At 74.2% G+C, this 14,357-nt stretch carries 9 protein-coding genes; 7 read left to right on the top strand and 2 right to left on the bottom strand.

The features are described from left to right. The first annotated feature begins 33 nt into the window (after positions 1 to 33). A complete protein-coding gene (locus UQW22_RS10515; protein WP_407316854.1) occupies positions 34 to 693 on the top strand; it encodes a hypothetical protein in 660 nt (219 codons plus the stop codon). A 124-nt stretch (positions 694 to 817) separates the two neighbouring features. Here the strand turns inward: UQW22_RS10515 and UQW22_RS10510 are convergent, their stop codons facing one another. Beyond that, on the bottom strand, positions 818 to 1,456 hold the full coding sequence (locus UQW22_RS10510; protein WP_407316852.1) for a hypothetical protein: 639 nt from the start codon (positions 1,454 to 1,456) through the stop codon (positions 818 to 820). Positions 1,457 to 2,142: 686 nt separating this feature from the next. Here UQW22_RS10510 and UQW22_RS10505 point away from each other — a divergent pair. The 4 genes from UQW22_RS10505 to UQW22_RS10490 all read left to right on the top strand — a co-directional run bounded on the left by UQW22_RS10505 (position 2,143) and on the right by UQW22_RS10490 (position 10,527). Beyond that, positions 2,143 to 2,961: an ABC transporter ATP-binding protein gene (locus UQW22_RS10505; protein WP_407316850.1), complete on the top strand. Its 819-nt coding sequence runs from the start codon at positions 2,143 to 2,145 to the stop codon at positions 2,959 to 2,961. Then, positions 2,961 to 5,537 (top strand): ABC transporter permease, encoded by a 2,577-nt coding sequence (locus UQW22_RS10500; protein ID WP_407316848.1) that lies wholly within the window; start codon positions 2,961 to 2,963, stop codon positions 5,535 to 5,537. The genes UQW22_RS10505 and UQW22_RS10500 overlap by 1 nt, the downstream gene beginning before the upstream one ends. A 142-nt stretch (positions 5,538 to 5,679) precedes the next feature. Continuing rightward, entirely contained in the window at positions 5,680 to 10,008 is a 4,329-nt protein-coding gene (locus UQW22_RS10495; RefSeq protein WP_407316846.1) for an FtsK/SpoIIIE domain-containing protein, read from the top strand. A 270-nt stretch (positions 10,009 to 10,278) separates the two neighbouring features. After that, complete coding sequence (locus UQW22_RS10490; RefSeq protein ID WP_106267737.1) at positions 10,279 to 10,527, top strand: WhiB family transcriptional regulator; 249 nt, start codon at positions 10,279 to 10,281, stop codon at positions 10,525 to 10,527. Between the two features lie 125 nt (positions 10,528 to 10,652). On the opposite strand, the gene UQW22_RS10485 is transcribed toward UQW22_RS10490, so the two are convergent. Then, positions 10,653 to 12,128: a sensor histidine kinase gene (locus tag UQW22_RS10485; RefSeq protein WP_407320777.1), complete on the bottom strand. Its 1,476-nt coding sequence runs from the start codon at positions 12,126 to 12,128 to the stop codon at positions 10,653 to 10,655. 65 nt (positions 12,129 to 12,193) lie between these two features. Between UQW22_RS10485 and UQW22_RS10480 the strand changes: the two genes are divergently transcribed. Further along, positions 12,194 to 12,691 (top strand): DUF2505 domain-containing protein, encoded by a 498-nt coding sequence (locus tag UQW22_RS10480; RefSeq protein WP_407316843.1) that lies wholly within the window; start codon positions 12,194 to 12,196, stop codon positions 12,689 to 12,691. A 287-nt stretch (positions 12,692 to 12,978) separates the two neighbouring features. Further along, a complete protein-coding gene (locus tag UQW22_RS10475; protein ID WP_407316841.1) occupies positions 12,979 to 14,313 on the top strand; it encodes an ABC transporter substrate-binding protein in 1,335 nt (444 codons plus the stop codon). Positions 14,314 to 14,357: the final 44 nt, after the last annotated feature.

The raw sequence follows: 14,357 nt of genomic DNA, 5'->3' as shown, positions 1-14,357 counted from the left end.
CGGGCTCGTACCGGCCTCCCCTACCCTGGTGCGGTGGTACCTGACCTCTCCGCCCCCTCCGGGACCGAGCGGGAGGACGCCGGGGACCGGTGGCAGCGACGGTTTGCCGTCCCCGTGCTCGTCGCGGCCCTCGCGTCGGTACCCGCCGTGTGGCTCACGCTCCTCGAGGAGCCGTACGCCACGGTCGGCACCACCGTCAGCCTCCTGACCGGCGCGGTCCTCCTCGGCGAGACCGTCGTGCTCTTCGTCGTCTCCGACGACAAGCGCCGGTGGGTGCGCAGGAACAGGTGGCTGGTGGTCGTCACGCTCGCGATCGTGGTCTCGGTGATCCTCGCGATCGGTCCCACGCAGCTCCTGCGACTCGTCCGTGCCGTCGGGGCGCTGCGGCTCCTGCGGGCCCGCCACATCGTCCGGGCCGGCCGCCGGCTCATGGACAACGCCTCCCTCGACTCCCGCTGGGAACGGGTGGTGACGGGCGTCGTGATCGCTGTCGTCGCGGCGTTCGTCGCCGTCGTGCTGGCCGACCCCACGTCCCGCAGCCGCGCCCTGATCGAGGACCTGCTCGGTGCGCCCGCGTCCGTGTGGGCCGTCGTCGTCGCGGGCCTGCTCCTGGCCGGCGCGGTGTTCGTGCTGACCAGGTACCGGCCCCGACGCGACGGACCGCAGGTCGAGGAGACCTCGACCCGAGCCTGAGACCGCCCAGCTGTCAGACTCTGGCCCGCGCCTACCGTCACCAGGTGCTGACAGCTCGCAGCTCCGCACAGTTGTCAGGCCCAGGTGCGCGCATACCGCCACCAGGTTCTGACAAGTCGGAGAGCTACCAGCCCAGGTGACGGCGAACGATCGCCACCACGCGTCCCGGCTCGTGACGTGCCGCCATCGCCGGGAGCCGGATCCGGACCGTCGCTGCGTCGGCACCGATCTCGGCGTCCCGCAGCAGGTCGTCGTACCACCGGTCGCGCTCCAGGTGCCCGACGCCGTCCACCTCGACCACGAACCGACGTCCTCCGCCGAGCCGCCACTCGACGTCGAGGAACCGCCGTCGGCCCCGGGCGTCCGTCCGTACGGACTGCCTGCTCGGCTCCGGCAGGCCCGCGTCCCGGCACAACCGGACGAAGTCGATCTCGGCGAGCGAGTCGGCACCGCCGGCGATGTCCGCGAGCGCCAGTCGCATGGTGCGCCGGTGCCGGACCTTGCCGACGGCGTCGAGCATCCCGAACAGCTCGTCCGTCGACGCGAGCCGCTGCTGCACGACGGCGGCCATCAGACCCGCCGCGGTCCGCCACGACCGCTGCCAGGCGGCCGCGTCGACCGCGGCACGAGCGATCGTGTGCACGGGCAACCCCGCACGCGTGGTGACGTGCTCCTCGCACAGTCGCCGCGACTCGTGGACGACCAGCCAGGGATACCGGTCGGGGGCCGCCCCCCCGGGCGACGACGAGGTGGACGGGTTCACGGTGCCAGCCGTGCAAGCGGTGCAGCTCGAGGGCCGTCCAGGCCCCGATCACGCTCCCCGCCGGCGCCCCGAGGACGGCGGCCCAGCTCCTGGCGAGACGTAAGAGAGGACCGCGGTGGGCCACCACGACCGTGCCGCCGAGCGCCCGCCAGCGCAGGGCGCGCACGTGGGACGCGACCTGGGCGGCGCGCACGCCGAGCGCGGCGAGCTGCGCGCGGCTCGCGACGCGGTGCTGGCGCCGCAGGAGGTCGCCGAGCCCTGGCACGGCCGTGTACACCTTGGCGGTTCCCGTCATGCCGCCACACGGTGCCCTGTTCGGCAGTCCTCGAGGTGGCGGCGGCCGGTCGCTGTGGACGAGTGCCGCCGTCGGGCGTCCTGGGGGTGGGCTCCCTGCCGCGACCTGTCAGAGTCACGACCCGGAATACCCGCGGCACGTCCTGACAACTCGAGCGGCTCGCGACCTGTCAGACCCACGGTGTCGTCAACGGGCACGAGATCCTGACAGCTCGTGCAGAGAGGGGCGCTCAGGGAGCACTCAGGGTGGGTGTCATACCTGGGTATGACCTGGGTGCCGCCACGACCAGCCCGGGGGCCGACGACGGCGCTCCGGCCGGTCCGTAGCGTCGGTGCAGTCATCGAGCTCCCGTTCGCGGGGGCCGCAGGAGCAAGCCCCGTGGAGACACCTCGTGGACACCACCGTGTTCGTCCCCGTCACAGACACCGACACCCCCGGCACCGGCCGGCTCGCCGTCAGGGCGCGCGGCCTGACCAAGACCTACGGCTCCGGCGAGGCGCAGGTGCGCGCCCTGGACGGCGTGGACGTCGACTTCGCCGAAGGCCGCTTCACCGCGATCATGGGGCCCTCGGGCTCCGGCAAGTCCACGCTCATGCACCTGCTCGCCGGCCTCGACAGCGCGACGGCCGGGCAGGCGTTCCTGGGCAGCACGGAGATCACCGGCCTCGGAGACAAGGCGCTGACACGCCTGCGCCGGGACCGTGTGGGCTTCGTGTTCCAGCAGTTCAACCTGCTGCCGATGTTCTCCGCGCGCGACAACATCACGCTGCCCCTCGAGCTCGCCGGGGCGAAGGCGGACACGAAGTGGCTGGACACGCTCGTCCGCACCCTCGGCCTCGAGCAGCGGCTCGAGCACCGTCCGAGCGAGCTCTCGGGCGGGCAGCAGCAGCGCGTCGCCATCGCCCGCGCGCTCATCGCCCAGCCGGAGGTCGTCTTCGCCGACGAGCCGACCGGCAACCTGGACTCGCGCTCCGGCGCCGAGGTGCTCAGCTTCCTGCGTCGCTCCGTGCGCGAGCTGGGCCGCACGATCATCATGGTGACCCACGACCCCGCTGCCGCCGCGTACGCCGACCGCGTCGTCCTCATCGCCGACGGTCGCATCGCGGGCGAGATCACCGACCCCACGCCCGAGGCGGTCCTTGCCGGCCTCGACGCGCTGCGGTCCCTCGAGGGCCCCGTGGCCGACGACGCCGCGCAGGCGGGTGCCTGATGCTGCGGATCACGCTGGCGCAGATGCGCCGCAGCTCCGGCCGGCTCGCGGCCGCGGGCATCGCCATCGTCATCAGCACGGCGTTCGTCGCCGTGACCCTGCTGGCCAGCGGCGTCATCACCCAGACGACGTACGACTCCATCGCCGCCCAGTACGCCGACGCGGACCTGGTGGTCGGCGCGACGGCGGAGGAACCGGTCACGGATGTCGCCGCCCTCGGCGAGATCGAGGGCGTCGAGGCGGTGGCCCCGATGAGCAGCACCTACGCGGAGGTCTCGGCCGGTTCTCGGTCCGTCTTCCAGAGCATCCTCCCCACCGCTGACGACCGGCTCATGCCCCTGGAGACGGCGTCTGGATCGATGCCCGCAGCGGACGACGAGGTCGCGCTCCCGGCCGACGTCGCCGACCGGCTCGGGCTCGAGGTCGGCGACCCGGTGAACCTCACCCGCGACGTCGCCACCGACGGTGGCTGGGAGCGGGTGACCGAGCAGCCGACCGTCGTCGGGACTCTGGACGACCCGTACGGGGCGTACTCGGAGACCGGTGGTGCCGCCGTCGTCGACGCCGACACCTTCGCGACCTGGCTCGCGGAGGAGAACGGCACCGCTACCGACCCGTCGGAGGTCGCGGTCGCGCTCGCGCCGGGTGCAGACCTCGCCACCGTCCAGGCGGACCTGGCCACCGCGGTGGACGGCACGACGAGCATCGACGACGCCCGCTGGGTGGTACCGACCGACGAGCGGGCTGCCGCCGTGGCCGCCTCCCTCACCGGCGGCCAGGACATGGTCTTCCTCATCTTCGTCATGACGTTCGCCGCGATCGCCCTGGTGGTCGCGGGGCTGGTGATCACCAACACGTTCCAGGTGCTGGTCGCCCAGCGCGCCCGCACCTTGGCGTTGCTGCGCTGCGTGGGTGCTGACAAGGCGCAGGTGGGCCGCAGCGTGCTCACCGAGGCCACGATCCTCGGCGCGATCGCGTCCGTGGCCGGGGTGCTGCTCGGCATGCTGTTCGGGCAGGGCGCCCTGTGGGTCGCTCATGCGATGGACGTCTCTGTCCCGCTGCCGACCACCATCGCCGTGACCTGGCAGGTCGTGGTCCTCCCCCTGCTCGTCGGCGTCCTGGTCACCGTGGGTGCGGCGTTCGTACCCGCCCGCGTCGCGACCCGCGTCGCCCCGCTGGCGGCGCTGCGTCCCACCGACGCTCCCTCGGCGTCACGCCGGGCCGGTCGGGTGCGCCTCGTGCTCTCGCTGCTGGGAACGGTGATGGGCTTCGGCCTGCTCGCGGTGGGCGCAGTCCTGGGGACCGTGGCCGAGGAACCCAACTACGCTCTCCTGGCCGGTATCGCCGGCGGTGCGATGTCGTTCGTCGGCGTGTCGGTGGGTGCCGTCTTCTGGCTGCCGAAGGTCACGGCGCTCGCCGGGCGGGCGATCGGTGCCTCGGGTCCCTCGGCCCGCCTGGCCGCGGCGAACACCTTGCGCAACCCGCGCCGCACCGCGACGACGAGCACCGCGCTGCTCATCGGCGTGACCCTCGTGGCGATGATGTCGACGGGCGCGGCCAGCGCCCGGGCCTCGCTGACGGCGGCGCTCGACGAGCAGTTCCCCGTGGACGTCATGGTGTCCAGCACGACCTACGACGAGGACGGCTCCACGGCCGCGCTGACGAGGGACCTGCGTGCCGACGTCACGGGCGCGGGCGACGTGTCGGCGGTCGTCGAGCTGACGGACGTGTCGCTGGAGGCCCCCGAGCTGAGCGACGATGAGCCGTGGACGGTGGATCTCACCGTACTCGACCCCTCCGCGGCACGGGAGGTGCTGAACGCGCCCGAGCAGCTCGACGGCCTCGCACCCGGCACGGTCCTGCTGGGCCACGAGGTGGCGGACGACCTGGGCGTCGCCGACGGCGATCGGCTGTCGCTCGCGGGTGCGGACGGCACGGCGACCTTCGACGTCGCGGTGAACGAGGCGGCGGAGTACTACAGCTATCTCACCGACGACGACCTGCTCCAGGTGCAGGCCGAGTCGGCGATCACCGAGATGTACGTCGCGCTCTCGGAGTCGGCGGACGCCACCGCGGCCGTCGGCACGATCCAGGACGTCGTCTCGGACTCCGGTGAGGCGGCGCAGGTGATGGGGATCGCGGTGCAGCGCGCCGAGTTCGACCAGGTGATCGACACGATGCTGGCCATCGTCCTCGGGCTGCTGGCCGTGGCCGTGGTGATCGCCCTCATCGGGGTGGCGAACACCCTGTCGCTGTCGGTGATCGAGCGGCGCAAGGAGTCGGCGACGTTGCGTGCGATCGGCCTGTCCAAGGCCCAGCTGCGCGGGATGCTCGCGATCGAAGGGCTGCTCATCGCCGGTGTGGGTGCGGTGCTCGGCATCGTGCTGGGGCTGATCTACGGCTGGTCGGGCTCGGCGGCGGCGCTCGGGATCATGGGTGACATCACCCTCTCGGTGCCGTGGGTCGAGGTGACGCTGGCGCTCGTGATCGCCCTGGTGGCCGGCCTGGTCGCCTCGGTGGCACCGGCGCGCACGGCGCTGAAGGCCTCCCCGGTGGAGGCGCTCGCCGCGGACTGACCTCGGCACGGACGACGGTTCGACCCTGCGGTCCCGGGCCGCCCCACGGTGGGGTGGCCCGGGACCGCAGGGTCGATCTCGTGTTTCCACAGGGTGTGGACGGCGCCGGCGGCCGGTGGCCCGACGGCGGCAGGCTGCTCCCATGCCCGTCCGACTCACGCTGCACCCCGGCGAGGACGTCGATCTGCCGGAAGGTGTCCGGCTCGGCGACCTGCGCGCTCCTCTGGCCGAGCTGGTCCGCCGCCCCGAGCTCTGGCACGCCCGGCTGGAGGCCGACGGCACGCCGGTCGGGGACGACGCGGTGGTCGGCCATCGTCCGCTCCTGCCGGGCGCGACGCTGCGAGCGGCGCGCACGGGCCGGCGCGGCACCGAGGCGCAGGACCTCGCCGCCCTGCGGAGCCCGTGGCTGGTCACGCCGACCACCGGACCCGGCGCCGGCGAGACGCTGCCGCTCGCGCCCGACCGTCCGGTGATCCTCCCCGGCGCGCACGACCGCACCACCGTGCTCCTCGACGCCCGCTGTCGCGTCCGGGTCCGGGCGCACCGGCACGGGCGTCGCGGCCACCGGTGGCCGGGCGCGGCGGGCGCGGCGGGCGCGGGAGCGCGCGCCGCCCTCCTGCGGGCCGACGGCGGCCGCGAGCGCCGCCGCACGGTCGGCCTGCTGCGCCGCCGGTGGCGCCCCGGCACCCTCCTCGAGGCCGGCGGACGCCGGTACGCGCTGCACCGGTCCGGCGACGTCGCCACCTGGCTCGCCCCGCCCGCCGCCGACCCCGCGCCGTCGCCGCCGGTGAACCCGGCGATGCTGCTCACCGGACTCGTGCCCGTCCTGGGGTCGGTCACGTTGGCGGTCATGCTGCGCCAGCCGCTGTACGCGCTGTTCTCCCTGGTGGCGGTCGTCGCGCTGGTGCCGCAGGTCGTGTCGGCCGTCCGTCGTCGGCGGGCCGCACGCGAGGACCCGTCGGGCACCGTCCCGCAGACCCCGCCCGCCGGCACCGCCCCTGGCCGGACCGCCGCCCGCGTGGCCGCCGCGCACCAGGCCTCCAAGGTGGCGTGGCGCCACGCTCTCGACTCCCTGGCCGCGCGGTCCCGCTCGGCCGCGCACCGCGACGGCGTGCCCACGGCGCGCACCCCGCGCGACCTGCTGCCCGACGGCGCGCTCGCCGTCCGCGGACCGGCCGGTGCGGCCCGTGCCGCCGCACGCGCCGTCGTCGTCGATCTCGCCGCCGCGGGGGCGGACGTGCAGGTGACCGGGGCGGGGCACGGTGCGTGGGGGTGGGCCCGCTGGCTGGCCCCGGGTACCGGTGCGGGAGCCCGGGAGGTACCGGACCGTGTGCTCGTGGTCGACGACCCCGACCGGGACGCTCACGCCGCCGCCGAGGACGCCGTCCGGCACGGGCACGCCGTGGTGCTGTGCCTGCCGCACGAACCGGGCGGCCCGGAGGTCGCCGCACCGTCGTGGTGCCGTGCCACGCTGCGCGTCGCACCCGGAGGGGTCGTGCACCGCACCGCCCCGGACGGCACCGACAGCACCGCCCCGTCCCTCGGCGTCTCCACCGCATGGGCCGAGCGCACCGCACGGCGCCTGGCGGGCCTGCGCGCCCTGCGCCGGGCGCTGCCCGACCTCGACGCCGCGGCGCGGTCCGGTCCGGTCGCACCTGCCGCGGAGCCGGACGAGGCGGACGCGACGGCGGCCGGCCTGCCGGGCGTCGTGCCCCTCGGCGACCTCCTCGACGACTCCGACCCGACGCGGCGGTGGGCACAGGCCTCCGGCTGGCGTGTACCGCTCGGTGTGGACGCAGCGGGCAGCACCGTGGAGCTCGACCTCGTCGCCGACGGACCGCACCTGCTGGTCGCCGGGACCACGGGCGCCGGCAAGTCCGAGCTCCTGCAGTCGCTCGTCCTGGGCCTGGCCCTGACCCGCTCCCCCGCCGACCTGGCCCTCGCCCTGGTGGACTTCAAGGGCGGTGCGTCGTTCGGGCCGTGCGCGGACCTGCCGCACGTCGTCGGCCAGGTCACCGACCTGGAGCCGGGCCTGGCCGGGCGGGCGCTCGCCGGGTTGCGCGCCGAGCTGCACCGTCGTGAGCGGGTGCTCGCCGAGCACCGGGTCGCCTCGCTCGACGACGCTCCGCCCGGCACCCTGCCCCGGCTCGTCGTGGTGATCGACGAGTTCCGTGCGCTGGCCGACGACCTGCCGGACTTCCTGCCCGGTCTGCTCCGGGTAGCCGCCCAGGGCCGGTCCCTCGGCGTGCACCTCGTGCTCGCGACGCAGCGGCCGTCGGGCGCCGTCAGCACCGACGTCCGTGCCAACGTCTCGGCGCGGATCGCGCTGCGGGTCGTGGACGCGGCCGACTCCCACGACGTGGTCGGCACGGCGGCGGCCTCCCGCATCCCGGTCGGCACCCCGGGACGCGCCGTGCTGCGGGTCGGCTCCGCCCCGCCGGTCGCGCTGCAGTGCGCCCACGCCGGGACGGTGCCCGACGGCGGTGGTCCCGTCGTGCGGCGTGCACCCACCTGGCGCCGTGCGACGGCCGGTCCGCCCCTGGAGTCCGGACCGCTGCCGGTGGCCGCCGCGCCCACGAGCGGAGCCGGTCCGGTCGGCGTGACGGTCGCGTCGGTGCGCGACGCCGCCGCACGTCGGGGTCACCGTCCCGGTCCCGCACCGTGGCTTCCCCCGCTGCCCACGCGGGTGACCGAGGCGGAGCTCGCGCGGGACCTGCCGGCGTCGGACGAGCAGCCGGGCGGGCTGCCGCTCGCGCTCGCCGACGACCCGGACCGTCAGCGACGCGTGCTCGTGCGCTGGCACCCGCGGACCGGTCACCTCGCCGTCGTCGGCGCCACCCGGTCCGGCCGCACGACCGCGCTCGTGTCGCTCGCCGCCTCCGCCCTCGCACGCGGCCTGAACGTGCACGTGCTCGCCCCACCGGCGGCGACCGCGGCCTTCGCGGACCTGGCGGGGCACCCGGGGCTGGGCACGGTGACCGGTCCCGACGACCCCCGCCGCGCCCGCCGCGTGCTGCGCCTCGTCGACGGGCCACCGGGTGCGGTCGCCCGTGGCCCGTCGACGCTCGTCGTCGTGGACCGCGTCGAAGAGCTCCGGGCGGCGCTCGCCGGGCGCGACACCTGGGACCCGCTGGTCTCGGCGCTGACGGCCGGCGGTGCGGCCTTCGCCCTGTCGACCGACTCCGCCACCGTCGGCGGGTTGGCGGCACGGGTGGGACCCCGCCTCGTCCTGCTCGGCACGGACCAGCACGAGGACGTGATGCGCGGGGTGCCGGCAGGGCTCGCCGGAGGCGGCGGCCCACCCGGTCGCGGCGCCTGGCTCACGTCCGGCGCTCCGCTGGGCTGCCAGGTGCTCTCGCCGTCGAGGCCGACCGCGGAGGCCACGCGCCACGACGTCGGCCCGGCGCGGGTGGAGCCGTTGCCCACGCACCTGACGTGGGACGACATCGCTGCCGTGCAGGCCGGCTCCCACGCGGCGCAGGGGCGGTGCCCGGTCGTGGTCGGCGTGGGCGACGACGGCGCGGTGCCCGTCACGCTCGACGTGGCCGCGGGCGCGCTGGTCACCGGCCCGCGCGGCGGGGGACGCTCGACCGTGCTGCGCACGGTGGTGCGCTCGCTGTCTGCGCAGGGGCGGCTCGCCGCCGTCGTGTCCCGGGACGCCCTGTTGCGCTCCGAGCCCGGCAGCCACACGGTGACGGCGGCGACCCCGGCGGCGGTGCGACGGCTGGTCGAGGACCTGGCGGGGGCCGGTCCGGGGGCGCCGACCACCGTCGTCGTCGACGACCTCGACACCCTCGCCCAGGCGTGCCCCGTGGAGGTCGAGCGGCTCGGTGCGCTGGCCGAGGACGGGCGATCGGTGCTGGTCGCGTCGGCCACCACCCAGGGCGCCCTCATGGCGCACCGCGGCCCGCTGGCCGAGCTGCGCGCGCGTCGCCACGGCATCGTGCTGGCACCGGGTGGCCGTGACGCCGACGAGGTCCTGGGCACGGCGCTCACGGAGGTCGCCGACCCCGGACCTCCGCGGCCCGGTCGCGGCGCTCTGGTGCGGGACGGCGTGGCCGTCGCGCTGCAGGCTGCCGGCCCGTCAGCCGGAGGTGTACGCGACCACCTGGCGCGTCATGAGCCCGCAGAAGGACCCGGCGGCGAGCAGGACCAGCACCATCCCGGCCACGACGGCGACGGTGGCGCCGCTGGTGAGCAGCGTGACACCGATGATCCCCTGGAAGACCTGCCAGCCGGCGACGGGCGCTCGGCCGCGCCGGCTACCGCGCCACAGGGCGAGCCCGCAGCCCACGAGGAGCCACGCCAGCCCGAGGAAGAACGCGACGACGAAGACGCTGACGCCGACACTCGTGGAGCCACCGCCCACGAGCTCGACGAGGACGGCACCGGCGAACACGACCATGGCGGCGGACTCGAGACCGACGACCGCCAGCACACCGAGCAGCACCCGGGGTGCGGGACGACGTGACCGGACCGGGTCGGACTCGGGCGAGGGGGTGACAGGAGCAGGCATGACACGTCAGGATACGGTGGCGACGAAACTTTGTGCAGTGTGATGAAACCCTCAGGGTTCACGGCGTAGAAATCTGACCGTAACCCCTTGTGCGCGCCTTCACGAGGTGTAACTCTGGACAGAGATTCCGACCCCCCTGAACGATCTGACCCGGAGACGGCTGCCTCTCGGCATGCCCGGCCCCGCGCCGCCCGGGACCGATCACGGACCAATTGAGGAGATGACATGGACTGGCGCCACAAGGCAGCCTGCCTCGACGAGGACCCGGAGCTCTTCTTTCCCATCGGCAACACCGGCCCCGCCCTCATGCAGATCGAGGAGGCCAAGGCCGTCTGCCGGCGCTGCGACGTCGTCGACAACTGCCTCAAGTGGGCGATGGAGTCCGGACAGGACGCCGGTGTCTGGGGCGGCATGAGCGAGGACGAGCGGCGTGCCCTGAAGCGGCGCACCGCGCGCGCCCGCCGGGCCGGCTGACCCCTCGTGAGCCCGAAGGGCTCCCTGCTCCTGGTGAGCAGGGAGCCCTTCGGCGTTCTCGGCCGGCGGCGGCTCCGGGCCGGCGGCGGCCCGTCTGCGGCGACTCCGGGTCGCCCGGTCGTCGCTCAGCGGTGCGAGTCCCCCCGCAGCCGCACCTGGAGGACCACCTCGGTCCCCCCGCCCTCGCGGGGACGCCAGTCGATGGTGCCGCGCAGCTCGTTGACGACCAGCGTCTTGACGATCTGCGACCCCAGGCCGCTGCGGGACGCCCGCCCGAGCTCGTCGATCCCGTCGCGCATCCCCACGCCGTCGTCCGCCACGAGGACCCGCAGCGACGAGTCCTCGCGCTCCACGTCGATCGACACCGTACCGACCTCCTGCCCCGGGAAGCCGTGCTCGACGGCGTTGGTCACCAGCTCGGTGAGCACCAGCGCGAGCGGGGTCGCGTCCTGCGCGGGCACGAGACCGAACGACCCGCTCTGGCGGGTGCTGATCTGCGCCCGGGTGGACGCGACGTCGGCGGCGAGGCGCAGCGCGCGCTTGAGCATGTCGTCCAGCTCCACGCTCTCGTCGAGGGTCTGCGACAGCGACTCGTGCACGAGCGAGATGGTGGCGACGCGCCGCATCGCCTCCTCGAGCGCGGCCCGGGCCTCCGGGACCTCCATGCGCCGGGCCTGCAGGCGCAGGAGGGCGGCGACGGTCGCGAGGTTGTTCTTGACGCGGTGGTGGATCTCGCGGATCGTCGCGTCCTTGGTCATCAGCTCGCGCTCACGGCGGCGCAGCTCGGACACGTCCCGGCACAGCAGGACCGCGCCGATCCGCTGCCCGCGGTCGGTCAGCGGCAGAGCACGCAGGGACAGGGCCACCCGCCCGGCCTCGATGTCGGTGCGCCACGGCGCGCGCCCCATGACCACGAGCGGGAGCGACTCGTCGACGGTGCTCTGCTGCTCGGCGATCCCTGCGGTGACCTCCACGAGCGACTGGCCCACCAGCGGGCCGATGACGCCCAGCCGGTGGAAGCAGGACAGCGCGTTCGGGCTGGCGTACAGGACCTCGCCCTCGGAGTTGAGGCGGATCAGCCCGTCCCCGACCCGGGGCGCCCCACGGCGCGGTCCGGTCGCCGCGTTGGGCGACGGGTACTCGCCGCGCCCGATCATCGCGAGGAGGTCGTCCGCGGACTCGACGTAGTTGAGCTCGAGCCGGCTCGGCGTGCGCCCGGACCCCAGGTTCGTCTGCCGCGCGACGACGGCGATCGCGCGGCCGTCGTGCACCACGGGCACGGCTTCCTCCCGCACCGCGTAGGCGCCGAACCAGCGCGGCTCGCGCGAGCGCTGGGCACGCGCCTCGTGCATCGCGGCGGTGAGCTGCGGGCGCTGACCCTCGGGTGCGAAGGAACCCACGACGTCGTCGTAGTGGACCGTGGCCCCGGTGCTGGGCCGGCACTGCGCGACGGCGACGAACCGGCCGTCTGCGGTGGGCAGCCACAGCACGAGGTCGGCGAAGGCGAGGTCGGAGACGATCTGCCAGTCACCGACGAGCAGGTGGAGCCATTCCAGGTCCCCCCCGGCCAGCTCGGCGTGCTCGGCGATCAGATCACTCATGGCAGACACGCCCACCAGCGTACGGGGCGCTCCGCGGCTCAGGGCACGCCGGTAGGGTGTGCAGCGTGCACCTGACCGTGGAGCAGACCTATCCGGCGGACGTGTCCGCCGTGGCCGCCATGCTCAGCGACGCGGAGTTCGTCCGCTGGCGAGGAGGCCGCGCGGACGCCGGCGCCGCCTCCCAGGTGGACGTCACCGGGGATCCCGCCTCCGGCTTCACGGTGTCGCTGCGGCGCACCCTGCCCACGGACCTCATCCCGGCCCAGGTGCGGCAGCTGGTCGGCGACCACCTGGAGGTGCGTCAGGCCGAGGCGTGGGAGCCGGAGCGGGCGGGCCGCCACGTGGGTACCGTCGCGGTGGAGATCGCCGGTGCCCCGGTCCGCATGACGGGGTCGTTGCGGCTCGAGCCGACGGCCGACGGCACCCACGTGGTGTACGACGGCGAGGTCAAGGCGTCGCTGCCGCTGTTCTCCTCGACCGTCGAGGAGGCCGCCGCCGGAGCCGTCCGACGCACGCTGGAGGCGGAGGAACGGGCCGGCCGGGAGTGGTTGTCCCAGGCCTGAGCTGTCGGGCGGGGGCACGGCGCGCGGCGCGAAGCCTCGCGGCACGGCGGCGAAAGAGCCCTTCGAGGCGCATCACGGTTTGATCACGGGAGCGCTCCCATCATACGTCTGACCTGCGGAGACGCCATGAGACGAGGTCACCGTCCGGCATCGTTCGCCTTCAGGACTTGACGTGGAACGCTGACAACGGAAGCATCATGGTCGGTCGTGGAAGCGCTACCACGTCAGAGGTGGCCGCGCTTCCAGAAACGTCCTCCGCATGATCCGAACCAGACAAGGGAGTCATCGTGCTCAGCAGCACCCGCCCCCGCCGCAGCCGTCGCATCGCAGCGACCACTGCCGGCATCGCGTCCCTCGCCCTGCTCCTCGGCGCCTGCTCCGGCGACACCGAGGACCCCGGAACCTCCGGCGAGGACGGCGAGGAGGGGACCGACGAGGAGATCACCCTCACCGTCGCCACCTTCAACAACTTCGGGTACACCGAGGAGCTCCTGGCGCAGTACGAGGAGGAGCACCCGAACGTCACCGTCGAGCACGTCACGGCCGCCGAGTCGGGCGACGCCCGCACGAACCTCACCACCAAGCTCGCCGCCGGCGGCGAGGGCCTGGCCGACATCGAGGCCATCGAGGTCGACTGGCTGCCCGAGCTCATGCAGTACCCGGACCTCTTCTCCGACCTGCCGACGGTCGACGGCCGGTGGGTCGACTGGAAGGTCCAGCAGGCCACCACGCCCGAGGGTCAGCTCATCGGCTACGGGACCGACATCGGTCCGGAGGCCATCTGCTACCGCTCCGACCTGCTCGAGGCGGCCGGGCTGCCTCATGAGCGCGAGGAGGTCGCCGAGTGGATCGGTGGCGACGGCGCCACGTGGGACACCTACTTCGAGGCCGGCAAGGAGTACGTCGACGCCTCGGGCAACGCATGGTTCGACTCGGCCCAGGCCACGTTCCAGGGCATGGTCAACCAGCTTCCCGCGGCCTACGAGGACCCGGAGACCGGTGAGCCGACCGACCTCGCCGGCAACACCGAGGTCAAGGGCCTCTACGACCAGGTGCTCGCCGCCTCCGTCGAGGACGAGCTGTCCGCGGGCCTCGAGCAGTGGGGCGACGACTGGACCGCGGGCTTCCAGAACGAGGCCTTCGCCACGATGCTCTGCCCGGCCTGGATGACCGGGTCGATCGAGCAGAACGCCGGCAACATCGAGGGCTGGGACATCGCCGACGTCTTCCCCGGTGGCGGCGGCAACTGGGGCGGTTCGTTCCTCACCGTGCCGGCCTCCGGCGCGAACACCGAGGCCGCCATCGAGCTGGCCGACTGGCTGACCTCCCCTGACGTCCAGACGCAGGCCTTCGAGGAGGCAGGCACGTTCCCGTCGCAGCTCGAGGCGCAGGAGTCCGACGCGGTCCAGTCGTTCACCAACGAGTTCATGAGCGGCGCCCCGGCGGGAGAGATCTTCACGAACGCCGCCGCGTCGATCGACGGTGCCCCGTTCAAGGGTGCGAACTACTTCGCGATCCACGCCGAGGTCCAGAACGGCATCAACCGTGTCGACCTCAACGGGGAGGACCCGGAGGCGTCGTGGGAGACCACGCTGTCCGACGTCCAGGCCCTCGTGCCGTGACGTCCTCGGACGACCGGGCGTGAGGCACAAGCCGCTCCACGCCC

Origin of the sequence: Isoptericola halotolerans (genome assembly GCF_045689585.1) — a bacterium.
Lineage (GTDB): Bacteria > Actinomycetota > Actinomycetes > Actinomycetales > Cellulomonadaceae > Isoptericola > Isoptericola halotolerans_B.
This window is presented reverse-complemented; position numbering and strand designations above follow the sequence as displayed.